25 protein-coding genes and 3 tRNA genes are annotated in these 25,194 nt (G+C 41.5%); 21 read left to right on the forward strand and 7 right to left on the reverse strand.

Going from position 1 to position 25,194, the window contains the following annotated elements:
• Positions 1 to 124: 124 nt before the first annotated feature.
• The 3 genes from CLV57_RS15325 (at position 125) to CLV57_RS15335 (ending at position 4,783) form a co-directional block, all read left to right on the forward strand.
• On the forward strand, positions 125 to 574 hold the full coding sequence (locus CLV57_RS15325; protein ID WP_100342261.1) for a hypothetical protein: 450 nt from the start codon (positions 125 to 127) through the stop codon (positions 572 to 574).
• 3 nt (positions 575 to 577) lie between these two features.
• On the forward strand, positions 578 to 2,671 hold the full coding sequence (locus CLV57_RS15330; protein WP_100342262.1) for a hypothetical protein: 2,094 nt from the start codon (positions 578 to 580) through the stop codon (positions 2,669 to 2,671).
• 114 nt (positions 2,672 to 2,785) lie between these two features.
• Entirely contained in the window at positions 2,786 to 4,783 is a 1,998-nt protein-coding gene (locus tag CLV57_RS15335) for a hypothetical protein (RefSeq protein ID WP_100342263.1), read from the forward strand.
• 4 nt (positions 4,784 to 4,787) lie between these two features.
• Here CLV57_RS15335 and CLV57_RS15340 read toward each other — a convergent pair whose 3' ends face one another.
• Positions 4,788 to 4,982, reverse strand: a complete 195-nt coding sequence (locus CLV57_RS15340) for a hypothetical protein (RefSeq protein ID WP_100342264.1) — start codon at positions 4,980 to 4,982, stop codon at positions 4,788 to 4,790.
• A gap of 333 nt (positions 4,983 to 5,315) precedes the next feature.
• Positions 5,316 to 5,513 (reverse strand): hypothetical protein, encoded by a 198-nt coding sequence (locus CLV57_RS15345; protein WP_100342265.1) that lies wholly within the window; start codon positions 5,511 to 5,513, stop codon positions 5,316 to 5,318.
• Between the two features lie 28 nt (positions 5,514 to 5,541).
• On the opposite strand from CLV57_RS15345, the gene CLV57_RS15350 reads away from it, so the two are divergent.
• Positions 5,542 to 6,312, forward strand: a complete 771-nt coding sequence (locus CLV57_RS15350; RefSeq protein ID WP_100342266.1) for a hypothetical protein — start codon at positions 5,542 to 5,544, stop codon at positions 6,310 to 6,312.
• Between the two features lie 34 nt (positions 6,313 to 6,346).
• On the opposite strand, the gene CLV57_RS15355 is transcribed toward CLV57_RS15350, so the two are convergent.
• Positions 6,347 to 6,535 (reverse strand): hypothetical protein, encoded by a 189-nt coding sequence (locus CLV57_RS15355; RefSeq protein WP_100342267.1) that lies wholly within the window; start codon positions 6,533 to 6,535, stop codon positions 6,347 to 6,349.
• 33 nt (positions 6,536 to 6,568) lie between these two features.
• Here CLV57_RS15355 and CLV57_RS15360 point away from each other — a divergent pair, with 33 nt between their 5' ends.
• From CLV57_RS15360 to CLV57_RS15410, 11 genes are all read left to right on the forward strand, one after another.
• A complete protein-coding gene (locus CLV57_RS15360; RefSeq protein ID WP_100342268.1) occupies positions 6,569 to 8,680 on the forward strand; it encodes a hypothetical protein in 2,112 nt (703 codons plus the stop codon).
• 94 nt (positions 8,681 to 8,774) lie between these two features.
• Positions 8,775 to 9,071, forward strand: coding sequence for a hypothetical protein (locus CLV57_RS15365; protein WP_100342269.1), 297 nt, complete (start codon positions 8,775 to 8,777; stop codon positions 9,069 to 9,071).
• Between the two features lie 369 nt (positions 9,072 to 9,440).
• Entirely contained in the window at positions 9,441 to 10,634 is a 1,194-nt protein-coding gene (locus CLV57_RS15370) for a head maturation protease, ClpP-related (protein ID WP_100342270.1), read from the forward strand.
• A 128-nt stretch (positions 10,635 to 10,762) separates the two neighbouring features.
• Complete coding sequence (locus tag CLV57_RS15375) at positions 10,763 to 11,971, forward strand: hypothetical protein (RefSeq protein WP_100342271.1); 1,209 nt, start codon at positions 10,763 to 10,765, stop codon at positions 11,969 to 11,971.
• Positions 11,972 to 12,077: 106 nt separating this feature from the next.
• Complete coding sequence (locus CLV57_RS15380; RefSeq protein WP_100342272.1) at positions 12,078 to 12,662, forward strand: hypothetical protein; 585 nt, start codon at positions 12,078 to 12,080, stop codon at positions 12,660 to 12,662.
• Positions 12,663 to 12,729: 67 nt separating this feature from the next.
• The gene (locus CLV57_RS15385) at positions 12,730 to 14,010 is read left to right on the forward strand and encodes a hypothetical protein (RefSeq protein WP_100342273.1); all 1,281 of its coding nucleotides are present in this window, start codon (positions 12,730 to 12,732) and stop codon (positions 14,008 to 14,010) included.
• 8 nt (positions 14,011 to 14,018) lie between these two features.
• Positions 14,019 to 14,630: a DUF6712 family protein gene (locus tag CLV57_RS15390; RefSeq protein ID WP_100342274.1), complete on the forward strand. Its 612-nt coding sequence runs from the start codon at positions 14,019 to 14,021 to the stop codon at positions 14,628 to 14,630.
• Position 14,631: 1 nt separating this feature from the next.
• The gene (locus tag CLV57_RS15395) at positions 14,632 to 16,344 is read left to right on the forward strand and encodes a hypothetical protein (RefSeq protein ID WP_100342275.1); all 1,713 of its coding nucleotides are present in this window, start codon (positions 14,632 to 14,634) and stop codon (positions 16,342 to 16,344) included.
• 1 nt (position 16,345) lies between these two features.
• Positions 16,346 to 16,771 (forward strand): hypothetical protein, encoded by a 426-nt coding sequence (locus CLV57_RS15400; RefSeq protein ID WP_100342276.1) that lies wholly within the window; start codon positions 16,346 to 16,348, stop codon positions 16,769 to 16,771.
• 2 nt (positions 16,772 to 16,773) lie between these two features.
• Positions 16,774 to 17,568, forward strand: a complete 795-nt coding sequence (locus CLV57_RS15405) for a LamG-like jellyroll fold domain-containing protein (RefSeq protein WP_100342277.1) — start codon at positions 16,774 to 16,776, stop codon at positions 17,566 to 17,568.
• A gap of 64 nt (positions 17,569 to 17,632) precedes the next feature.
• Positions 17,633 to 18,475, forward strand: a complete 843-nt coding sequence (locus CLV57_RS15410; RefSeq protein ID WP_100342278.1) for an FkbM family methyltransferase — start codon at positions 17,633 to 17,635, stop codon at positions 18,473 to 18,475.
• A gap of 126 nt (positions 18,476 to 18,601) precedes the next feature.
• Here the strand turns inward: CLV57_RS15410 and CLV57_RS15415 are convergent, their stop codons facing one another.
• Entirely contained in the window at positions 18,602 to 19,693 is a 1,092-nt protein-coding gene (locus CLV57_RS15415) for an acyltransferase family protein (protein WP_157799178.1), read from the reverse strand.
• 146 nt (positions 19,694 to 19,839) lie between these two features.
• Here CLV57_RS15415 and CLV57_RS15420 point away from each other — a divergent pair, with 146 nt between their 5' ends.
• Genes CLV57_RS15420 through CLV57_RS15430 form a run of 4 tightly spaced genes read left to right on the forward strand, consistent with a single transcriptional unit; the run spans position 19,840 to position 21,575 of the window.
• Positions 19,840 to 20,196, forward strand: coding sequence for a hypothetical protein (locus CLV57_RS15420; protein ID WP_100342280.1), 357 nt, complete (start codon positions 19,840 to 19,842; stop codon positions 20,194 to 20,196).
• A complete protein-coding gene (locus CLV57_RS18415) occupies positions 20,180 to 20,587 on the forward strand; it encodes a hypothetical protein (RefSeq protein WP_157799179.1) in 408 nt (135 codons plus the stop codon). Before CLV57_RS15420 ends, CLV57_RS18415 begins: the two co-directional genes overlap by 17 nt.
• Positions 20,473 to 21,003 carry a CHAP domain-containing protein gene (locus CLV57_RS15425; protein WP_100342281.1) on the forward strand — a complete coding sequence of 177 codons (531 nt, stop codon included), beginning with the start codon at positions 20,473 to 20,475 and terminating at the stop codon, positions 21,001 to 21,003. The genes CLV57_RS18415 and CLV57_RS15425 overlap by 115 nt, the downstream gene beginning before the upstream one ends.
• Complete coding sequence (locus tag CLV57_RS15430) at positions 21,000 to 21,575, forward strand: hypothetical protein (protein ID WP_100342282.1); 576 nt, start codon at positions 21,000 to 21,002, stop codon at positions 21,573 to 21,575. The genes CLV57_RS15425 and CLV57_RS15430 overlap by 4 nt, the downstream gene beginning before the upstream one ends.
• A gap of 10 nt (positions 21,576 to 21,585) precedes the next feature.
• Here the strand turns inward: CLV57_RS15430 and CLV57_RS15435 are convergent.
• Both CLV57_RS15435 and CLV57_RS15440 read right to left on the reverse strand, forming a co-directional pair.
• A tRNA-Leu gene (locus tag CLV57_RS15435) sits at positions 21,586 to 21,669 on the reverse strand.
• Between the two features lie 66 nt (positions 21,670 to 21,735).
• Positions 21,736 to 21,819, reverse strand: a tRNA-Leu gene (locus CLV57_RS15440).
• Positions 21,820 to 21,990: 171 nt separating this feature from the next.
• Here CLV57_RS15440 and CLV57_RS15445 point away from each other — a divergent pair.
• Both CLV57_RS15445 and CLV57_RS15450 read left to right on the forward strand, forming a co-directional pair.
• A complete protein-coding gene (locus CLV57_RS15445) occupies positions 21,991 to 22,968 on the forward strand; it encodes a WD40/YVTN/BNR-like repeat-containing protein (protein ID WP_169927092.1) in 978 nt (325 codons plus the stop codon).
• A gap of 98 nt (positions 22,969 to 23,066) precedes the next feature.
• Positions 23,067 to 23,139, forward strand: a tRNA-Lys gene (locus CLV57_RS15450).
• Positions 23,140 to 23,275: 136 nt separating this feature from the next.
• On the opposite strand, the gene CLV57_RS15455 is transcribed toward CLV57_RS15450, so the two are convergent.
• Entirely contained in the window at positions 23,276 to 25,003 is a 1,728-nt protein-coding gene (locus CLV57_RS15455; protein WP_100342284.1) for an autotransporter outer membrane beta-barrel domain-containing protein, read from the reverse strand.
• Positions 25,004 to 25,194 lie beyond the last annotated feature (191 nt).

Genomic DNA, 25,194 nt, shown 5'->3' on the forward strand with positions numbered 1-25,194 from the left:
GCCGAATATCAAAAAAGGTATGCAGAGCTGCTACACGCTCAACATTAAGGGCAAACTAAGACTTAACCAAGACCTAATCACTAATCAACCAATCACTAATCAACCAATCACTAATCAACTAACAATGCCCATACGTAACCAAATAGAAGCCATTGTACAAAGCCTTACAAATAGCCCGGCTTTTGCCTACGGCACCACTAATGAGTTGAACACGCTGGCAGATGATATCACCACTTTTCCCTGCGTGTTTATGTATCCTGTTCAGCCTATTGAGCTGTCGCCTCATGTTAATAGCTCGGTAAGTAACACGTTTACGCTTACACTGGAATTCCTGTTCAAAACAGAGTTTGACCAATACACCGCCGACAACGAAACTTATGTTAGCCAGGCGCTGAAGCTAGCTAATGAGCTTATAGTAAAGGCGTCAACCTACCGCGAAAGCGAAGGCAGGTACTTTAAGATCAAAACCGGCACAAAAGCCAGGTGCCTGCCGGTATACAATAAGTTTGATGCCAATACAACAGGTGTTTCGCTCACCATAACATTAACGGCCATGTACTTTCAAAATTTTTAACCTATGCCAATAATAGCCAATATACAGCTTGATGAACGTTACGAAAATCACGGTAACGATAGGTACGCCGACGCCTATATTAATCTGTACGACTCGGAGACAGGTCAGCCGGTTAACGGTAATAACGTTGAGGTAACTTACCAGATTGATGAGTTTAGTGAAGGCGCACTCAATAGTTACGTTAACACCATTACCATTTCAGGCCAATCGCAGCAAATTGCCACTAATTTCCCAACATTTAGGGTTGCGGTTGATGAGTATGGAAATTCGTCAATACAGTTTTACCGTAACTACTTTATCGTCAACGTATCAGAAACGCCCAACCCGGCGCCTCCGGTTTATGCCTGTAACTTGCAAATTTTAGGTATAGATGTTGACAAATTTGAAACCACACCGGGTGCAGCCGATGGACAAATAACAGTAAAGGCTTACTCCAGCTATTTACCAATTAAATACAGTCTGGACAATGTTAATTTTCAAACTTCCAACGTTTTTACAGGCTTAAGCGGCGGCCTAAAAACGGTTTATGTAACCGATGCCAACACGCTGGGATGTTCGGCCAGCCAGGACATAGCTGTCCCTACATTGAATAACTTGCTTCTTGATGATCCATCTGTAACAGTTGGAGGAAACATCTGCCGTTGGAACGCTGCTTTTAATCCGATAGTGTTCACCTATCAGCGCCGGGACTTTAGCGTTTACAGCGTGAGCTACGATAGTATTACCGGCTATGCGGCATTATTGCTCAATACAAATGATACGAGTAAGCTTTTAAAGAACGACAAAGTTTATGTTAATGCGGGTGCTTACAAAGGTGTGTTTAATGTAATACGCGCCGACGGCAGCACCGTGGTAATTGAAGCTTATTTTACAACAAGCGCCACAGGTTTTATTAATATTGACAAGTTAAGACCCTACTATGCCATACGTACAAAAATAGTTTATCAGGATGCTACAACCGGGCAACAGAAAACAATAGAATCTATTAACCGCCCGGACAACACCGGTTTGGTCAAGGCCGACCTGTCCAGCTTTTTGCAAAGCCTGGTAAAGCCCGTTGATGAGAGTGATTACGCGCTTGTTAACTACCGGGATGCCAACCTCAGCGCAAGTTATTCCATATCATACGCCCCACAGTATGACGATGCGAACGGGCAAGAGATCGTATCGCCATACTATGACATGCAACACCCGTTTTATGTGGTTTATGCCGCTAAACAATTAGGCGACCGCTTTGGCGGTAACATGGCAGCTTACGTACCATTTAAAACCTTAACCGGCGGCGCACAACCGGCTAAATGGCTTACTGATTTTGCAGAACCGGCTTATAGCAAAAGCTATCCGTTTGACATTGGTTTTATTTATAGCGAAGATATTTTAGGCTTAGACCTGTATTGTGAGATGGAGTTACTTGACGTTAACCGTAAACCGCTGCCCGGTGGTACACAAGCTGTTGCTTTGTTAAACGAAGACGGATCATGGTTACTCAATCAGGATGGCACTAAATACATTATTGCAGGGCAAATGGCATCAACTACTGCATTGGCTGCTCAATTAGGTTTGAACAGGCTGCTCATCAATAACAATTTCCCACCTAATGCGCAATATTTTAGCTTAACTATTAAGTACGATGACAGCAATAACGTTAGTCATGCCGTAACACAAACCCAGGTTGTACGCATAGACAAAACTATTGATGACAACTCCGTTTATCTGCGCTGGATTGGGCTGAACGGATCATGGAACTATTACAGGTTTGTGTATAATCAGGAAGTTACCTTAGATGTGCAGAACGCGGTCATCATTAAAAAATACGTTAGCGACTGGGAGAACCAACAAGGCATTGAAGACGTGATTAGCAAATCCGCAGAACAAAAAATGAAGGTGATGGCCGAGGACTTATCGGTTAATGACATAAAAGGATTGCAATCCATCAAATACTCGCCTAAAGTGCAAATGCTGGTTAACAAAAACCCGGTTAAATGGCAAACTGTTATACTTAACACCGCCACCTTCGCAGAGTACGAAACCCGTAACGGCCAGGCACCATTTAGCATTACGTTTAATTTGCCTGCAATTAATATACAAACGCAGTAACCTGGTGAGTGGTGAATAGTGTGTTGTTAAATTCCGAAATGCGAAACTACAGCTATTTTGATTTCTGCTACTTTCTAAACACTATTCACCACTCACTACTCACCATTCACTAAAATGCTTCAACTTTACATAAACGACACGCTGGTTGACCTGAGCGACGACAGCCCTATTGCCCTAACCTTCCAGATCAATAACCTGGCCGAGGTAAAAAACCAGCAGGGTAACACTTCTAACCAGTTCAAAATACCGCTTACGCAACACAACCGGCGCATACTGGGCTTTCCGGACGATGTAGCTTTTTGCTCTGACGCTCCATACAAAAAATATCCTGCAAAACTGGTTCAGGATGGCCTGGAGATCATCCCTTATGGCCTGGCCGAACTGAACAGTGTTGATAATGATACGGCAAGCGTAACCATACTATCAGGCAATGTTGATTTTTTTGATGCCATTGATGGTAAGTTGTACGACATGGGCGAAATTTTTAAGCCTTATGAACATAAGTGGGACGTTGACAGCGTAGCTTCATCACAAACCAAAACTTCGGGCTGGATATATCCGGTTATTGATTATGGCAATTTACCAAGTTATCCCCAGCCCATTAACGTTAACTATTTAAGGCCGGGTTTCTTCATCAAAACAGCCATTGATGAGATAGTTAAAAAAACAGGATATCGGGCTTCAGGTTCTTTGTTGAATGATCCGCTTTATCCTAAACTCATTGCTCAGTTTAGTAACAGCGCCTGGGAACACGGCACCATTTTTCAAAACAACGAAGCTGATGATCCGTACAGGTGTGTTGTAAAAACCAATGCCGACCAAACGTTTAACAAAAACAATTACGCCGACAGGTTTAGATTTTATAATACTGTTGTAGATAAAAGCAATTTATGGCAAACAGATAACGGAAACCATGTATACCGCGCGCCGGCCACCCTTTCTGTTTCGGTTGTATTTGAATTTTCGGTTGAGTTGATGGGCGATTTGAGTAAGAATAATGAGGATCAACATTTTGGCATTGTGTTTCGCATAAAAAAGCACCCCAATGCTGATTTCCTTACCGATATCACTATAGATCTGAGCACAGACACCCAACCTGTTACCTGGCAGTTATACCGGCGTGTGGCAAACAATGTCAAACTGTCTTACGAGTTAGAATTATTGCAAGGCGAAGGTGTTTACGTTGAGTACAACGTTAATAATAGCAAGCATGGTACCGTTGTTGTTAAGCAAGATGCCACCTTAACCATTAACACTAAGCGGCAAAATGTACTTTACGGGCACAATGTGCAGTGCGAACGCATATTCCCGGATATATCGGCAAAAGACCTGTTAAAAGATACGCTGCAACGCTTTGGTATAATTTGCCAGACCGATAATGCAAAACGTACCGTATCATTCAACTCCTTCCGCGATATTGTTAACAACATACCTGTGGCAAAAAACTGGTCGGATAAGTGTTTGGACCAGGGTAAGGCTATCAGTTTTCAGTTAGGTGGCTACGCGCAGGAAAACAAACTGAAGTACAAAGAAGACGACGCGGTACTGCCTATAGGCTTTGCCGACGCGGTTATTAAAGTTAATGACGCAACGCTACCGGCATCGGCAGACCTGTTTGAAAGCCAGTTTGCACCTACGCTTGCATCGCCTTATATGAACAGCAGCGTAGCTCAAATAAAAATGACCGAGCATGACGGTAATGAATTTAACATTGGCGTTGCACCACGCATTTTAATAGACCAAAAGCTACCGCTTGGCGGTGGAAAAACAGTAACATTTACTGATGGCCGCGGTAATAACCGAATAGTTAATGACTATATAAGCACACCGTACTTTCATAAAGTTGATGCACCCGATATTGAAGGCAACTATGGCCAGGCCAGTTTAAAGTTTGATAACCTGCGCAAACGCTACTACCCCGAACTGGAGAAGATACTAAAGCAAACCAAAAAAGTTGTACGTTATTTTTTACTGACGCCGCTTGATATATTAGAGCTTGACCTGATGGTACCGGTTTACATTGAGCAGGATAGCGCCTACTATTATATTAATAAAATTGATGCCTGGCGCAAGGGGCAGGCTACTAAAGTAGAGTTGGTGAAGTTGGGGTAAGCGATTAATCTTCTTTTAAATTACCCCAAAAGTTGCGATCTTTTTCTTTCAGGTCTTTATCAGCATAAAAAAAAATAGTATAGTCGCTCCCGCCACCTTGAGTTATGGCAATTATATCTTCTCTAACGATACAGTTGTCGTCCACAAATTGCAGGAGCTGCACATAACTTAAAAAACTTCTGCCTTTCAAGATTTTCATGATTAATGATCTTTTTTGATAAAACTAAACCAATATGACAAATAAAAATAATATATACATCGACCCCACTGGTCGAAGTTTAGCGTAACTAACTTCGACCTTAAATATCACAAGCTTTTAGCTTGACTGGTTTCTTGTGTCGAATTTACGACCATGTAGTGAATTATTTAAATTTCAAAAAAATAGCAAAAAAAGCCTATAAACCGATATTTAGTACTAAGCCTCATGACATTCGTTTACCTTGATCACGATAGCATCACTATTACATTAATAAAATTGATGCCTGGCGCAAAGGGCAAGCTACTAAGGTGGAGTTGATGATGTTGGGGTAGGTTAATCTTTTAATTTACCCCACATATTGCGCTCTTTTTCCTCAACCTCTGAATCGCCGTAGAAGAAAAGTATGCAACCCGTTGAATGTGAGTTACTCGAAATAATAACATGGATGTCATCTCTCCTGATATTGTTATCATTTACAAAAGTAGCCAGTGGGCCATGCCCGGCAAATTCTTTAGATTTCAAAATTTTCATAAATAAATATAGTATCAATTATAATATTATGGCAAACAACGACAAAATTTCTATAGATGTAGAAATTAGTGCTTCAGGACAACAACAATTGAATCAATACAACAGAGCTCTTGATGGTTTGAGAATGGCAATTAACAACTTGTCAACTCCCCTTAATGTTCTCGACAAAAACTTATCAAGATTTTCCAATTCAGTCAATAAACTAAATGAAGAAAATATTTCACTGGATGCGACAATTAAAAATGTTGCTACCGGGTTTGGTAGTTTTAGAAGTATTATACAGGGATTAGAGGATGTTCTAAAACTTTTCAAGTTGCAAGCAGCTGCATTAAATACTACTTTAACTGGCGGCATTGGTTTAGTACTTGCCTTTTTACCGGAAATAATAAATCTTGTTACTTGTTTTTTCAAAGGCAAAGGAGCAGTTGCCCAGATGACTGATAAACTTAAAGGCTTTAATGAAATAATGAAAGCCGCCAACAGCGACACCGCAACTCAAACTGCAAAACTTAATTTGCTTTATAAAGCAGCAACCGATGTTAAAAAATCTGATGAGGCGAGGGCGGAAAGTATAAAACTGTTAAATAAAGAATTCCCTGGCTATTTTGAACACCTAAGCACCGAGGCCTTTAAAAACGGCAAAGCAAACGAAACCTATTTCAAACTGACCCAAACAATAATTGAAAACGCCAAGGCCAAAGCAGCGTTAAATAAAATTACAGAAGAATCGGCCAAAATTCTGGATGCGGAACATAAAACAATACTCCACTTAGCGGAAGGCTTAGCCATCGCCGCCTAACTAAGGATATCCCATAAAAAAACGACGTTTGTTGCTAATCCCAAAAACCCTTCTTCGGCAGTTCAACATTTTCATCATGATAAAAGAACACGACGTATTCGCTTGACGAAGCAAAATTAGGGGTATTTATAGAAAGAATATCTTCTCTTTCAATCTTCTGTTGATTAATAAACTTGGTCAATGAGTTGTGAGCTGTAAATTTCTCCGATTTTAAAACTTTCATGGCTATAAATTAAACTAATCAATAATAAAAATTATGGCAGATAATAACAAAAACATATCTATAGATATAGAAATCGATGCTTCCGGGCAGCAAATTATCAATCAATACAAAACTGCATTTGATTCTTTAAGGGTTTCGATAAATAGTTTATCGCAACCGGTAAACAAACTTAACGGCGAAATTTCAAAGTTATCAGGTGTTGTTAGTGATTTAGGTAAACAAAATGGGTCTTTGGGAGAATCTATAGTTAAGATCGGTGAAAATTACACCCAACTTAAATTAACCTTTGAAACAGTAAAGGCAGGAATAGATGCTTTAAAAGCCGGAGCGCTGACATTAACGACGGCGTTAACCGGCGGTCTATCCATACTATTAATATTCGGACCGGAGTTAATAAGCATAATAAGTTCTTTTTTCAAAGGCAAAGAAGCAGTTGCCCAGATGACTGATAAACTTAAAGGCTTTAATGAAATAATGAAAGCCGCCAACAGCGATGCCGCAACTCAAACTGCAAAGCTTAATTTGCTTTATAAGGCAGCAACGGATGTAAAAAACTCGGATGAAGCCAGAGCCGAAAGCATAAGAACGTTAAAAAACGAATATCCCGACTACTTTGGCAAATTAACCGATGAGGAAATAAAAAACGGCAGAGCGAATTCCACGTATTTAAAACTCACCCAAACAATCATTGAAAACGCCAGGGCCAAAGCAGCGTTAAATAAAATCACAGAAGAATCGGCCAAAGTTCTGGATGCGGAATATAAGATTCAGAAAATTAATACGGCGCATGCACAAGAACAGCATGCTCTGGATAAACAAAAACAAGACTTAGATAAAAAAGCCGGTCGATCCGGAGGTTACAGATTGGGGAACGCTTTGCAATATATTGCAACCGAGAAAAAAAAGAGCGATGAACGATGGGAAAAGAGCCTTGCGGAAACACAAAAAATAATTGACAAAGCCGACAAATCGATTGAAGGATATACAAAACTGGGTGGCGGCGCAAACAAAATTGCCAGTTTGGCTGCACAAGAAGATGGTAAAAGCGATGTCAATACGGTGTCCCTAAGGGTTAGTACTGGCAAAAATAAACCAAAAAATCCCAAACCTGCTGTAGTTGACAGTAATAAAACTATGGGTGAACCAATGCAGGGATTGGATTTTAACCAGAATAAATACTTCAAAGAATCGCTTGACAAAAATGTTCAACAAGATTTAGATGCACAAAGAAATGCAGCAGTAAAAAAAGTTCAGATAAGCAGCACTTTTGACGAAAGCAAAGAGCAGCAAAAAATTGAGGAAACAGAAAAAAGCGGACATCATACCAGAGCGCTCCAGATGCAAATAGATCTGGCAAATCAGCAGTACCACATTGCTATTGAGGCAGCCCGCAAAAAAGGTGAAGACACCACAAAAATTGAAGAAAGTTATGCTAAGAAAAAAGCTGCACTTGAAGATCAGTTAACGCAGTCGAAAATACACGCCGGCGACAAATTTATTGATGCAGCCATGAAAGGAAGCAAAAAAGATTCGGCTATTTTTAAAGCTGCTTTCCTGGCAAAAAAAGCCACTTCAATAGCCGATACTATTATTAGCACCAAACGGGCTGTGATGGATTCGTTCAAGGCCTACGCAGGCATTCCGTTTATTGGTCAGGCATTAGGTATTGCGCAAGCGGTATTTATGGGCGCACAGGGCGCTATGTCTATAGCAGAAATAGCCAAACAAAAGCCTGGGTTTGCTGGTGGCGGCCGGTTCAGGTCAGATGGCAAAGGGGCTCTCCTATCAGGTTACAGCCGCACGGATGATACCAACGCCTATCTGCGCTCCGGTGAAGCCGTAGTGGTATCAGAAGCCATGCGTAACCCTTGGGCGCGTAATTTAGTAAGCGCCATTAATGTAGCTTATGGCGGCAGGGATTTCTCGGTAGCCAACGCGGGCAGTGGCTATGCTATTGGTGGTATTTATACAGATGGCGGTAACTCCAACAGATATTACAGTCAGCCGGCTAATGATGTGAAGGATCTGGCCAATACTTTGGCGTACCAAATGATCAACAACTTCCCGCCTGTGTATGTAGATGTAAAGGATATCAACACACAGCAAAGCATACTGGCTAAAACGGTGGAGAGGGTGAATTTATGAGGCCAGCCCCCTAACCCCCTGAAGGGGGAACATAAATTTTCTAAAATTAAAAGTATTATTTACTAAAGCATCCCCTTTAGGGGACGGGAGGGGTATGAACATAAAAACAGCCAACGCCCTGTTTGATGAGGGCATATTTTCTGAACTATATAAAGCCGGATTTGTAACCAATAAATTTTTCACTTATCGCGAGATCTATTTATGGGTACATGCTCAAATTCAGATAAGAGGTATTGCCAAAAACCAGGCGGTATTAGAAGCCGAAGCGAAATTTAATAAAGATGAACGCACTATTTGGCGGGCGCTAAACAGTTTTACAACTACTGACACACTTGTGTCACCATCTGATAAAAATAAAATAACGACCTTTGAATTATGCCAAACAGCATAATTTTCAAACAGCAAAAAAAATTTAATTACTGACACACTTTTGTCACCACTTTGGTGAAAAACAGTACCGATATTTGTATCAACCGTCTGAACCTTGATTCGCTTAATTAAAGGATTATCAGATTCAAGTCTGCGAAACCTGCACCACAGATCAATCAGGCAACCTGAAAACCAGCTAACAAAAACTCTTCCGGACTTGCGGACTTCCCCAACTTCGGACTCAACAAAAACAATCTTCCGGACTTTCCGACTTGCGGACTTCGGACTCAAAAAAACAATCTTCCGGACTTTCCGACTTGCGGACTTCGGACTCAAAAAAACAATCTTCCGGACTTTCCGACTTGCGGACTTCCGGACTCAACAAAACATCATGAACCACAAAATCTACCTGTACGATACCGATACAGACAGCATCGGTACCGGTAATTTATCATCGGCCCATATAAAATTGCAGTTGGAAGCAGCAGCCGGCCGCGATGTAGACGTTCACATTAGCTCGGCAGGTGGCAGCGCCTTTGATGCCATTGCCATTTACGACCTGTTAAAGAAATATCCGGGTAATGTAACTACTTACATTGATGCGCTGGCTGCCTCCGCCGCCTCGGTTGTTGCGATGGCCGGCAGCAACATTGTAATGAGCAAATATGCTTTGTTAATGATACACAAACCCATTGCGGGCAGCGGAGGCAATGCCGATGAACTGCTTAAAGACATTCATTTATTGAATGTGGTACAATCTCGCCTGGCGGCAATTTACGAAGACAAAACCGGGTTAGACGGCGTTACCATTAACAGTCTTATCAACGCCGTAACCTGGCTTACTGCCGACCAGGCGCTTGACCTCGGATTCATTGACTCCATTGATGATTACCAGGTCGAGATTACCAATACGGCCATTATCGGCAACTACACCAGCAATGCGCCTGCATTTTACCAACGCTACATCAACAAACTTTTAAACCCAAATAACAGCACAATGAACATTGAAAACAGAGAACTTATTGAAAAAACAACATCGGTTTTGGATAAGATCATGAACTTTTTTAAGAAAGTGGTTAACAAGCAAACCATTACAGACAAAGGCACCCTGCACCATGCCGGCGAATTGAGCGAAGGCGCGGAAGCCTACCAGGATGAGGACATGATCAAACCCGCCATTACCGATAGCTACACTACATCAACCGGTAAAAAAATAAGTGTAAAAAACGGCAAGGTTGAAAAGGTTGTTGAACCCGAAGCAGAGCCGGAGGATGAGGAAGAAGAAGCATTGCCCGAAAACTTTTTTAAGCGTAGCGGTAAGCAAAAAGACATTCAAAACCTCGTACAAGAAATGAAAGCCAAGCTACATGCCCAAAACGCTTTACTTACTGAAGCTAAAGCTGCGTTAGAAGAAGCCGGTCGCAGGTTAAACAAAACACACACCGAAATTAAAAACGAAATTAAATCAGACTTTACTCCTGAAGGATCAAAACGCAGCAGCAAAGCCAAAACAGAGGCTGATCCTTTCTTCGCTCCTAAAACTACATTAGCGCAAAACGCTGTAAAAAAGGCAGTGGCGCGCTAACCCCCTACCCCCCTGAAGGGGGAACTCTTAAAATCAAAATAACCTATTCAAAATACACTGTATCCCTAAACCAGTAAACTAATCAATCAAAAAGCTCCCCCTTTAGGGGGCCGGGGGGCTAAACCATTATGGCTCAATTTACATTTACAAACAACACCTACGCCGGCGAAGCGCTGGCCGGGTTTATGGCAAGCACACTGCTGGAGGCCGATTCGGTTAAGCGTGGTTTGCTAACCGTTATCAACGACGTAAAATCGCGCAAAGTGATCCTCGACGTTGATGACGATGTGGTACTGCAAAACCCATCGGGCACCTTTACCGACCAGGGAACTACAGCATCACAAAAAGAAAGTTACCTTGACCCTGTTGTATACGAGTTTATGAAACAGGAACAATGGGATAAGCTGGTACAATCATGGGAGGCCCAAAGCCTTAAACCGGGCGCCTTTATGGATTATGAAGGCGTAGTTGACCTGTCGGATTTTATGGTACAGCGTTACCTTACCAAAATACAAATAGCTAACGAGCGTTTGTACTGGTTAGGCAAAGGAGCTACCAAAGAAGCGGCATTTACAGCAGGCTTTGACGGCTTATTGCCAAGCATCGCGGCAGCATCGGGTGTTTACAAAGTGGGCTTAGGTAAATCGGCTACTTCAATGGCCGCTACCGCTATCAGCAACACCGGCATAGTAACAGTTTCAAGCACCGCAACTTTATCTGACGGCGACGTGGTGACCCTTACCGCGGTAACCGGCAGCAGCAAAGACACTACTAATGGCGGAGGCGGCATTGACGTGCAAGGGCAATCGTACTTTATCCAGGTGCAAAGCGCAACTACTTTTAAATTAGTGCGTAACTACAATGAAATTAACACCCGTAAGGCGGCAACATTCAGCGGCTCGGCAACAGCTGCTACCGTTAACTACATTAACGCCAGCAACGTATTGGGCGTGTTGAGCAGCGTGTATGCGCAGTTAGACCCTGCAGACCGTAGCCAGGAAGATTTTAACCTGCAAATACCTTTACACGTAGGTTATGCTTATGCGCAAGCTCAGGCTGATAAAGCGGTTAATGTGTTGAACGCCTTTACAGACAGAAAGAAAATGGATTACTTAGGTCTTCCGTTACAACTAATGAACCACTGGCAGGCTAATACCATTTTAGGCGCGCGTTCATCTAACCTCTTCCTGGGTGTAGATCTTTTAGGCGACTCATCAGAACTGTCAACCGTTTACATGAAGCCCTACACCAACGACAACGTGGTACGCATGAAAGCCCGTATGAAAGCGGCAGTTAACTTCAAATTTGCCAACGAGTTATTCTACCTGTCGGCCTAAGCCAATTACTGAACTATTGAATGATTGATTTATTGAATTGATCATTCATAGTTCACCATTGGAAATCAAGAATTCCATAACTCATTAAATCAATAATTAAACACACATGTCTATTTACAATAAAATAAATGCAGGCTTTGCCCTGGGCGTTGATGAGCCTATAACATCAGGTGTTGAAGATGTGATCTACATTTTTAACCAGGATGATGTAACAATTTCTTACGATACTTTAAATCCGCTGATTGTTGAAGACCTTACAGTAGTTGGCTCTGCAAAAGTTTACAAGTTTCAAGGAACCAATAACAGCTTCAACTCCATTTCAAAAATTGCAAAAACAGCGGTAGGTCCGCGTTATACCGAGGAGATCGACTTTAACATTGCCGGTTTATCTGTTGATATCAAAGCCCAGTTACAGGCCATGGGCTATGGTCGTGTTTGCGCTATTGTGGTGAACAATTACAAATCAAGCGACTCTGCAGTTGAACTTTTTGGCGCTGTTAATGGCCTTATCCTTACCGAAGCCGAACGTAACGCAGCCGACGAAGGCCTGGATGGTGGTTACAAATTAAAACTAACCAACCCGGATAAATTGAAAGAGCCTTACCCACCACGTGCGGTGTCAATCCCACCGGTAAGCGGCCCGGCTACCTATGCCAGCACAATTGCTGCTATTGAGGCACTAACTGTCTAAAACTGTTCCGGCAGGTACTTACTACCTGCCGGAAATCTTAAATCTTAATAAAAACAAAACCTAATACATGAAAACCTATCTGCCACAAATTGAGCGACGTATTATAGTTAGGCCTAACCAAACCTTTGGCATACTTAACTATGATATGGATAACGCCTATCCGCAACGCATGCTGGAACTGGTGGCCCAATCGCCTACTGCTAAAGATTGCTGGAACAAGCGCGCAAAATTTATAGCAGGTAATGGCTTTGAACAAAAAGAACTGGGCAAGCTGGTAATTAACAGCCGAGGGCTCACACTTGCCAAGCTTTTAAAAGCTGTAGCTAAGGATATTGCCTTGTTTACCGGCTTTGGCATACATGTTAATTATAATGCCAACTATAAAATAGCGTCTGTTAATTACGTAAAGTTTGAAGATATCCGCATGGGTGATATTGACAATGCTGATACTGCCGATAAATACGCTATCTACTCAGACTGGGGCCGGAAAACATGGAAACACATTACCCGCAGCAAAGTATGCTTTATTGATAAGTATAATCCGGATGCCGAAACAATAAAAAAACAGGTTACCAAGGCAGGCGGCTGGAAAAACTATAAAGGGCAACTTTACTACTTTAACCCAGCGGTTGATGATTACCCATTGATTGAAGCTGACAGCGTTTGGGAAGACTTTGAAACCGAAGCCGGTATTAAAACTTTCAATAACCGTGAAGTAACCACCGGGTTCTTGCCGTCAACCATGCTCTTTATGCAATCGCGTAGAGAAGAAGCGGATAACGCCGGCGGTGATACCGAACAAAGCGTTGGTAACAGTCCATCTCAATTAGAAAAAGACCTCGGCACTTTCCAGGGAGCTAAAAGCGCGCAAAAGATCATTGTGATCGAGTATGAAGACGAGAGCCAGAAACCCGAGTTCCAGCCGTACTCCATTCAAAATAATGACAAGCTTTTTGAAAGCACGGAGCGTTCTGTTGAGGCGCGCATCATCAAAGGCTTTTCGGTTCCGAAAGAACTGATCAACGCTGAAAAATCATCGGGCTTGAGCAATGGCGGTGAAAAAAAAGAAGCGATACGTGAATTCAACGACAATACCGCACCGGATAGGTTAGAACTATCAGAAACGTTTGAAGAGATATTCAAAAACTTTTATACTAACATCAATCCATCCGGCAACTGGAATATAATACCTGTGCCTGCTACGGTTGCAGATGACAGTCCGGGTAGAACCGCTGGTTCCTCCATCAATCAACTGCTGTTATCTGACATTCCACGCGAAAACAAAATAGCGATTCTAATTCATGCCTACGGCTTCAAACAGCACGAGGCTGAAAACATGGTAGCATAACCCATCTTATGATCTTAATAGACCAACTCACGTTTCAGCGATACGAGGATATTTCTGCAAACGTAAAGCCCGAGCGCCTTAAAGTATTCATCACAAAAGCGCAGGATCTTGACCTCAAACCCTTTTTAGGACGCACTTTATACTTTGACTTTATCAAACATTTTAATGAAGACGGAACAATAAAAGACGATGCTCCGCAGCATTACAAAGATCTGCTGAATGGCAGCGAGTATTTAAACAAACGTGGACACATTGTATTATATGAGGGCTTACTGCCAACGCTTTTATACTTCGCGTTTTCCCGATTTATTGAAGCCGATGCGATACGTTATACCTCAACCGGCCCGGTTCAAAAACAAGCAGACCAAAGCATCCGGCTCTCTCCTGCCGAGCTTAGCAAACTGGTTCAACAGCAACGCAGCGTAGCTAATGCTCACGCGAACGAGGTACAGAAATTTTTGCGCGATCATAGAGATGATTTTCCGCTTTGGGAAGATAATGGCAAAAACAGAACAGCCCGACAATCGGGCCCGCGCATACGGGCGGTAGATAAATCGGATTTCAATTATCCGGGTGGCTCATACAGCCAGACCAACTACTTACCATTAACAGATAACTAATATGGCAGATAAAAAACTCAGCGAATTACCTTTAGCATCCGGTATAAATGCTAACGATATATCATTATTGGTAAGCAACGGTGCCGACTACCAATTTGCATTTGCCAGTCTGCTTCAATTTATTGGCGATAATTTAACAGTTGGCGCAAAAATATCATTCGGCACCACCCTGCCGGCAAACAACAGCGGCAAAAATGGCGACCTGTTTATCAAGACCGATACAGGCGCGTTTGCTCAAAAGGTTTTGGGTGTTTGGACTGTGGTGTACACTATCCCTGCATCATCAGGAACAACCGACGGAACCATACTTTATGGAGTTGGAACACCGGGCAATTTTATTGGAAGCGATAACGACACTTACATTAACACAGGCAACGGCATATTTTACAAAAAAACCGCCGGAACCTGGAGCCAGGTATTCTCCATGCAAACCGGTCCGCAAGGGCCACAGGGAACTCCCGGTATCAATGGCGCTAACGGAACCAATGGCTTCAGCTTGTTAAGCGGTAACTCCATTCCATCTAACTCGGTCACCGGTGTAAATGGCGATTTTTACCTGAACACAAGCACTTACACGCTTTATGGCCCTAAAACTGCCGGACTTTGGGGAAATGGTATATCATTGATAAGTCCCGGCTTGCCAATTGGCGGCACTTCAGGGCAGATCCTATTGAAAAGTAGCAGCACTAATTGGGATACTGATTGGGGAGAACTATCGTTTGAAAGTTTGACGGGCGACCCTTTAGATAACGACGACTTAAGCGCATTATTTAACACCAAAGCCGACCTTGTTTCCGGGAAGATTCCCGCTACTCAGTTACCAAGTTACGTGGATGATGTATTGGAATACGTTAACCTGGCAGGTTTACCGGCAACGGGCGAAACAGGAAAAATATACATCACTTTAAACGACAACGCGCAATACCGCTGGAGCGGCTCAACTTATGTTTTATTAGTAGCCTCACCCGGTAGTACTGATGCAGTGCCCGAGGGCAGCACCAATAAATATTTTACCACTTCACGAGTGTTATCAACGCTTTTATCAGGCGTAAATTTTTTAAACACTGCTGCCGTGTCTGCCACTGATAGTATTTTAGGTGCAATTGGGAAACTGCAGGCGCAAATAAATGGGTTACTTAAAGTTCCTGCAGGGGGAACTGCCGGGCAAATATTAGCAAAAATTGACAATGCTGACGGGAATGCAGAATGGATAGATGCTCCGGTTGGTGGTATAGCCGACGGACTTGTTTTAGGCGGCGAAGCTTCTGTATCCGGGCAAACAGTAACCATCCACCCTGCAACATGGCGAATAAACGGCAACAACTACAGTACGGTAAGCGCAGAAGATTTTTTACTCTCTGATGCAGACCCGGTTAATGGCCGCTATGATGTTATTTATGGCGATGCATCAGGTATGCTTCATCTTATAGAAGGAACTACATCCGCTAACCCTGTAAAACCACCTATACCCGATGCTACCATTGAGATTGCCGTTGCCTATGTTGAACCAGGCACTATAAGCACCATTGGCGTTGAATTGGCTAATTACGCGACAAAGCAAGACGTTTTAAATGTAACCGGAGAAAAGGCAGAGTTGCAAACAGACGCTAAGGGAAACCTGGTTGAAGCGGTAAACGAAGTAAGACGAAAAATAAGCGAGCTTAACCAGGATAGCTTAATGATAAAAGCTTTTAAATACTCAAACTATAAATAAAATGGCTAAAAACACAGAAATATTTTTTACTAAAGCGGTACGGTTCAAACCAACTGCTTACAATAGTGCAGACGGCACTACAGCCAAGCAGGTATTTGCACCATCAAGCGAGGGCAGCCGCGTAACATTGATGGCAATATCATCAACCAGCGCTACGCAAAAAACAGTACTGTTACAGGTGAACGACGGTACAAACATCTCGTTAATGGGGCATATAACTGTACCTGCAGCAGCAGGAACAAATGGATCGGTGCCGGTAGTTAGCGGTTTGAACCGCGGAAACCTGCCATGGCTGCAAATAGACAGCGACGGCAACCCATTTATTGACCTGAATTACGGCATGAACCTGGAAGCCAAACTGCTTGCAGCACTGTCATCAGGCGAACAATTAACTATAGTAGTGGGTGGTGGCAATTACGATGAATAATTATGGCGAATAGAAACGGATTAAACCATAAAGTACGCGGGGTTAAAGGTGTTGGTTGGAATCGTGCGCTGCCGGCAGCGTTTGGGTTTGGAAATGGCATTAAACCCGATGGGATTAATGACTATATGGACGTTCCCCGTTTAGTAAACTATGTTTTACCAGATAAGCTGACTATTGAGTTGTGGTTGTATAAAGACATTACAATCAATAATGGTTATATATTTAGTATATATGATGATTTGAAAGATGCTACGCTTAATTTTAATACTAATGGAAGTGCACGGTTGTTAAGATTCGACAGCCAATCCGGTGGATTAGTCGGTCAATCTTACTGGCCAGAATCAGAAGATGGATTAAAAGCCCATTGTGTATGGTGTATTGACAAAGTCGAAAACTATTCTAAATTCTATCTTAACGGATACCTCATGAGTACGATGTCTTCAATTGCTGCTTATGCGCCAAATTATATAAAGTCAATAAATTTTTTCAGATATTATACCGGCACGCTTAATAGCAATGCCCTTGTAGATGAATTTAGAATATACTCCAAGGTTTTACGTGAAGACCAAATAGTAATTAATTATAACAGTGGTGTGGGAAATAATCCGTGCGTGACAGAGTATTTGCTACTCTGGTATAATTTTGATAAAATTGAGTCACTTGATTTCTCACCTTTACTCGACAAATCTCTAATTGGGAATGGAGTAAGGGACCTAAGCGGGAACGACAATCACGCTAGGTTGTTTAATATGGATGTTACTCCGACTTCATCGTCCTTTGTTTTGAAGCCGTTTTAATTTTGTCTAACAAAGTCAATTTGTCTTGCTTTTTAATGCTGATATATTTTAATATGTTCGCACAATGGCTCAACATCAAACAATCATAAAACCTAGAGGTAAAGACTGGCAGCATAAAGTATTAATGTCGCTTTCGAAATCTAAAGACTTTCCAACTAGATTAAGAATTTTAGGCTTATTAAAACGTGTATTCAACTTAGACTTGCTTAAATATGAGACTCCATCTGGCTTAAAACTTTTAATAGATTTTGATGATTGGGTTCAAACTCAAATATATTATCACGGGAATTATGAGCCTGTGAGTTTAGCACTATTTAAACGAATAGCAAGAAACTCTAGAGTAATACTTGATTTAGGAGCGCATATTGGTCAATATGCATTAGAATGTGCACAAGACGATAAAGACCAATCAAAAGAGATATTTGCGATAGAAGTTAATCCGAAAACATTTACCTATTTATTGAACAACATTCAAATAAATAAATTTCGACAAGTAAAACCTATTTTAGGTGCATTGAGCGAAAGTAATGAAATTTTGAATATATCAATTCCCGCGTATTGGAATATGGGAAATACCCAAATTTCAAAAACAGATGAGGGTTTAGATAGCTTTAGTTCGGCATCGTTTAATATTTACGATTTGACTAAAAAATATAACTTAAAAACTATAGACCTCGTAAAGTTAGATGTAGAGGGTCAGGAGTTTAATATTTTAGTTAGCTTTTTTAAGATTGGGATATATCCGCGTTATGTGATGTTTGAATTCATTCCTGACGCCTTTTCTGATGCAAATAAAGTTATTGCACTTCTAAAAGAGAATGGATATGAAATACGTGACGTTGAAGGATCTATGTATTTTGATGGACATTCCGTTTTAGAGCAAAATCTAATTGGTGAGAAAATTTAAGTTTGTAATAAGCATCTAAATCGACCTCTTATCAACAAGAAATTATTTTTAATAAACAGCAACCTCAATTCCCCCTGTCTTAACAAACAACACTTAAAACCCTTAAGCCTCCCTACTTCAATCCGCTTAACCACCATCAGCAAAACGGCGCCTCAATTTCAACATTGGCTTTTCAAAAAAATAATAGGATATTGAAGCAACGCCAAGCGCGCCAGCAATGTTGATTAGCTTTGAAGACGTTAAAACACTGTCGGTTGATAGTAAAAATAATTGCTGCCAGATATAAATGCTGTAAGATATTAAACCGATAAAACGGATGATTGGATTGCTTAACAGTTGGGTGAAAAAGCTAAACGGGTTAAGGTTAAGAACAATTACCGTTGCAATAAGGGATGGGAACACAAACAAGCCGCAGTATGGTATTGGCAATATAAATTTCTCGGTATGAATTAATACTGCGATTATAAAAAGCACAAAACTTAAATATCTATTCGAACTTGTGCTTTTAATCACCACTACACCTTTGAATAACAATATGGCGGCAAATGACCCTATTAATATACACACGGTTTTTCCAAAAAGATTGATGATCACGAATGCAGCTGCGTGAAGTAAGTGATTGGTGTAAAATGCCCCCGTATTTGTGTAGCCTAAAAACGCTATTATGGGAATAAATACAATAAGACACATAACCACTTTAATGTATTTGTTTATGCTGGTGACTAACAGAAAAGGAAACAAAATGTAAAACTGCTCCTCAACAGACAAGCTCCAAAAATGACCAACATACCAACTGTCGCCTTTTATGAAAGGTATATTCTGATAAAAAAACGCGGCAGACAAAAATGATTTTAAGTCAACTTTAAGTACCGAGAAGTAACTAAGGAGTAAAAGCGTTAGTAAATACAGATAGGCTACCGGTAATATCCTGAATAGCCTCCTGATGTAAAATCTTTTAAGAGAAATCTTATTAAAGACAATTTTTTCTTTGATAAGCAATGAAGTGATCAAAAAGCCACTTATTACGAAAAAAATCTCAACACCAATATCACCTGCAAAATATTTACTAAAGCGGGTATCCATAAATACATGGCTTAGCATAACAATTATTATCGCCACCCCGCGTAAACCATCAAGTCCGATGAAATGCTTACTACTTAAACGTGCGGGTACAGACACCTCGTTCTTAATCAGTGTCGAGAAAAAAATAGTAACCAACCTTCAGAATAAATATTACGCTAATATATCAAAATAGCTCATCAATGTGCCGCGTAGCATTTCTCTCAGTTTGAGATGTTCTGACTACACACGCACTGCGATTAACAGTCATTTCCAACCATTACTTTACCATTAAACCCACTACTATGATCTCCACTCTCCTGCCCTTGCTGTGCTCGGCAGCATGCGCTGCGCTGATAACATTTTTGGCAAGCCGCAAAAAAACTGTCGCCGAAACACAGCTTTTCAATACCGAGGTATACAGCACTATGCTTGGTGATCTGCGTGCGCAACTCAACCTGCAGGGCGACCAATTAAAAAACCAGGCACAGCAAATACTAAATCTCCAAAAAAAAGAGACTGAAAATATGCGTGTCATCCATCAGCAGCAAAAGCGCGAACGGGAATACCTCAACAAGATAAAACACCTGGAAACTACTATCCGTCAAATGGAATCAAGAATTAATCACCTTCAATACCAACTTTATGGAAAGCAAAACTAAACACAAAGCTTCACCGCATAGCTTCTTTTTAAAATACAATGAATACCTGCTTATGGCAGCTGCAATATTGTTGTTTTGGGTCTCGCCGGTATTATTGCGAGCCATAGATCCAACAGCCGGCAGCTATGACATCGGCGTATTACAAATACCTATTACCGCCATTATCAGCTTCTGTATTTTTCAATCGGTAGTTTGGATAACTCTTAAGTTAAACTGGCTGTCGCTGCGCACTTATTTTGAACAGGAATTTATTAACGACTTTAAGCATTTACCGGCATGGCTAAAAATTATTATCTCATTATCGGTTTACTTTTTATTAATGTTTTCGCTTGTGTTGCTCAATCAAGTGATACAAGGGCAAGCGTACAGCGTACCTATGCCAGCCAGATAGGCATCCGCGAACTTACAGGCAATAATGATGGCAAACAGGTTGAGGCCTACCTTAAATATGTAGGTCTACCAAAAGGCAATCCGTGGTGTGCAGCATTTGTGTGTTGGGTGCTTGGTCAAAACAATGTGTCCAATCCTCAAAATGGGTATTGCCCGGCCTTATTCATTTCTAAAAACCAGGTATGGAAGCGCAACGCCCAAAACAATCGTACTCCGCTTACAGGTGATGTATTCGGCATTTATTTTAAGGAGAAAGGCCGCATTGCTCATGTTGGTTTTGTTGACAAATGGACAAGCACCACAGTAAATACCGTTGAAGGAAACACAAATGACGCCGGTAGCCGGGAAGGCGACGGCGTGTACAGAAAAATTAGACTAACCCGGCAGATCTATGCCGTAACACAATTTATTAAATGAAAAATTACCTTATCATACTTTGCTTAATTGTTTTATCCGGATGCGCAAAAAAAATGCACATTACTGATAATTATGCCTCAACAACTAAAATAAAAACTACCGGTGATACATCTACTCATAAAAGCCTGTTGGTTGTGGACAAAACAAAAACCTTTAGAATGAGGCAAGTCGACACCATTGTAACCGTAGCAGGTGGCGCTTTAAGCGGTTACTTATCGCCATTACAAACAGCGAATGACACTTCTGCTTACTTTGAAAACGAAGACCTGTCTGTAGTGCTCAATGTAAACAGTTTGGGGTATACCCGTTTTATAGCCAGGTCTAAGCCCAAAAAAGTACCTGTACAAATACTTGAACAAACATCAGTGTATAATGATGTAACAACAAATGAGGATGCTCAGGTTGACACAAAATCGTCAACAGAAGTTAAAACGGCTTTAAATCAAACGCATTCAATAAAACAAAGCACACCTTCTACAAGCGTATGGTTTAATTTAGTATTGGTAACTATTTTGGCAATTGTAGTGATCTGGTTGATTAGGAAAATGAATTTACTGAAAGTGCTGTGGTAAATAAGAAAAGTGCCCGGAACGAGATTCGAACTCGTACATCCTTACGAATGCCACCCCCTCAAGATGGTGCGTCTACCAATTTCGCCACCCGGGCCTATATAATTAATCCGGATGCTAAATCATTTTTTGATCTGTGCATCCGGATCTTCCTTTTTGGATGTGCCCGAAGAGAGACTCGAACTCTCAAGAGACAATTCTCAACGGCTTCTGAGACCGCAACGTTTACCAATTTCGCCATCCGGGCATAACAACAACCTGTGAGAGTTGCTTGTGGGGATGCAAATATAATGGTTTATGTTAATTAGCCATTCAAATAAAATAATTTATAGCCAATAGAAATGTTCGCCCCGAACATTTAGTAATTTGGATAAAACACTTCCTGATGAGTCTAAAAAATATCTTTATAAACTTGGTAATGGCGATTGTATTCGCCCCTAACGTTATCGCTCAAAAAAAACAGCTTATTGAAACTAATAAAACGGTTAGCATTCGTAGTTTATCTGTTGTTGATAACAAGATAGCCTGGTTAAGTAGCAGTAACGGCTATACTGCTATAACAAAAGATGGCGGCCTTACCTGGAAGTGGCAGCAGGTTAAAGGCTTTGAAAAGGCAGACTTTAGAGATATTGAGGCTTTTTCAGACAAAGAAGCAATTATTATGAGTTCGGGATCGCCGGCATTGATACTAAAAACTATTGATGGTGGATTAAATTGGGAAGTAAAGTATCGCAATGATGATAAAGCGTATTTTTTTGACGCTATGGATTTTTCAAACCCGAAACACGGCTTGGTTTTAGGCGATCCAATCAACGAAAAATTTATGCTGATAGAAACTAATGATGGTGGCGATAGCTGGCATCAGTTTAAAAACCTGCCTAACGCAGAGAAAGGAGAAGCGGCTTTTGCAGCAAGCGGAACTTGTTTAAGAATTAGCTATAAAGGTGATTATGTTTCAATTGTAACCGGTGGTAATGTTGCGAGACACCTGGTTTTAGAAAAACCTTTTACTGATTGGGCATATTATGACCTCCCGATCACCCATGGAAAACCCAGTAACGGTGCTTTTTCGGTTGGCGAAAATGGAATGGTCATTGTTGGTGGCGATTACTCAAAAGACAAATTTAGAGATTCAGTTCACGCCACATTTTCAGGACATCCGCTACCATATAAGGACAGCAAGCCCGGACCAAATGGATATCAATCATGCGTAGAGTTAATTGCGCCTCAAACCTATTTATCTACCGGAACTCCCGGCAGCAACTACTCAACTGACAACGGCTATACGTGGCAACAAATAGACGCTACAAGTTTCAATGTTTGCCGCAAAGCCAAAAATGGAAAGCTGGTTTTATTGGCTGGCGACAAGGGTAAAATTGGGATTTTTAAATTTTAGTCACTGTGAATGAAGACCTTAAAAATTAATTAAAAAATAGCTTGCAGTGTGTATTAATTAACCCTATATTTGCACCACTTTAACAGAAACAGTTAAACGATTCCGTAGCTCAGCCGGTAGAGCATAACACTTTTAATGTTGGGGTCCTGGGTTCGAGTCCCAGCGGGATCACCTCACAAATCAAAAAAGCCTTCCTGATATCAGGAAGGCTTTTTTATGTTTAGGCGGCCCAAAACAAATTGAATTGAGCCCATCAAATTTATATCAAAGTTGAATTGAATGTTGGACTAACAAAAGAACTAACTTACTATTTATCTTTGTCGTTTTTACTCAACATGAGGTTTTGTATTTGCTTTTTTAACATGTCAATTTCAACTTGTTGCGCTTCATTCTTTTTGTTCTGTTCAATTAAATATAGAGTTAGTTCCTCAACCTTCTTTAGTAATCCCATACTGATATCGCTCAAATTCACCCCCTCTTTTTCCATTTGAGTTGCCGATGGGATCTCCGGCAAATGTTGATTCTTATTCAAATAACGCTGTAATTCCTTTAACGGTCTCAATTCATACTCATCGTCAAAAACATAATCCGGCGCGGGCACAGTCAAACTAACCTTAACTTCTTTAGCACGTATATTGCCGTTTACTGTAAGCTTTTCATCAGGAATACTGGTTCCAATTCCAACTTTTCCGCTGTTATCTATACGCATTGTTTCAACTCCATTGGCGCCGTTAGTTATGCCTCGTAAAAAAACTACGCTACCGGCGGTGGCCCCACTCCCGTTTGCACCCGCCCCCAAAATAACGTTTCCGCCATTTGACGAAGCGGCTCCCTTACCTGCATACAAAGCAATGTCAGACCCTGTGCCGGTAGTTGATGTGGGGGCAATAACGTGCAACATACCTGTAGGCGCCCCAACTCCAATACCCACTTTTCCGTTATTTAAAATGGTCATTCTATCGACTGTTACGCCTGCTGCATCAGTGGTGGTAAAGTAAATTTTGCCAGGAATAATGCCGGTTGACGGAGCACCGTCAACTGCTATTCCAATTTCTGCCGCACGTTGTAGTGCGGTGCCATCATATCCATAAAAATCAAGCCACCCCAACCTATCGTTGCTTTGAACAGTAAGCGGCGCCGCTATAGTGCCTCTATACCTGTTAGAAAAAAAACGTGCGCCATGCCACGCTGTGTTGCTATACGTCGAGGCACCATTATTGGCGTAACTTCCGTCTACAACAGATGTTATTGTGCCTCTAACATCCAGTTCGGCTGTTGGCGCGGTAGTTTTTATACCAACAAAACCACCGGGTGTAACCCGCATCCGTTCACTATTATTAGTGGCAAAAACAAGCGGATTAGAACTGGCTGTACCAACAGCTAAAGTATTGCCGCCACGCAATACCGTAAGGCCACCCCGCGGCTGCCCGAACGTTGTTCCGGTAGCAGCACTACCAAACAAATTAAAGTAACTTGTAGCGGCCAAATCGTTCTCCAACCTGGTTTGGGTATAACCTGTAGTTACCAGGTTCTTTAGCCTTACAACAGGGTTGTCTGTATTGTTGGTGGTGTTGGAAATGTCTAATGTATACTCAGGCACAGGCTGACCAATACCCACTAAACCGTTTTTGTTTATACGCATTGCCTCTAAAAGGCCTAAGGTAGAGCTCAAGCTGGTTTTAAATATCAATCCGCCATGACTACTTGAGCCGGTACCAACACCTGTTCGGATACCAGTGATGTTGGCTACCGGGCCGGTACCACCATCAGCACGCTGGGTTGAAAAATCAAGCCCTGCTCCTATGCCTGCCTCTGCCGTCCCGCTGGTTTTGCTGGTCAATTTTAAAATCGTTGTGGGTGCAGCAGTCGTAGCGCTGGTTGTAAGCACATCAAGCTGTGTTGTTGGAGAGCTTGTACCAATGCCAACTTTATCTGTTGATGTTGTGGTGTAAACATTACCGGTACCGGCAGTCCACTGCCCGTATGCCAAACCAACCAGAAATACCTGTACAAAGGTTATAATAATTCGCTTCATGATAAGTGTTTAAGTACCGAAAGATACATAACATATAACATTATTCAAATGTTAAAAACCTTAAATTATGACTTGTTCAGGTAGGCAATATAATAGATATAAGAACTCAGCGCTATATTCTACGTGTACTCTTGCTGCAGCAGTGATAATAATCTTGAGCATTTACGCATCAGCATCATAGCCACTAACTG

The sequence above is a fragment of the Mucilaginibacter auburnensis genome, from assembly GCF_002797815.1.
Lineage (GTDB): Bacteria > Bacteroidota > Bacteroidia > Sphingobacteriales > Sphingobacteriaceae > Mucilaginibacter > Mucilaginibacter auburnensis.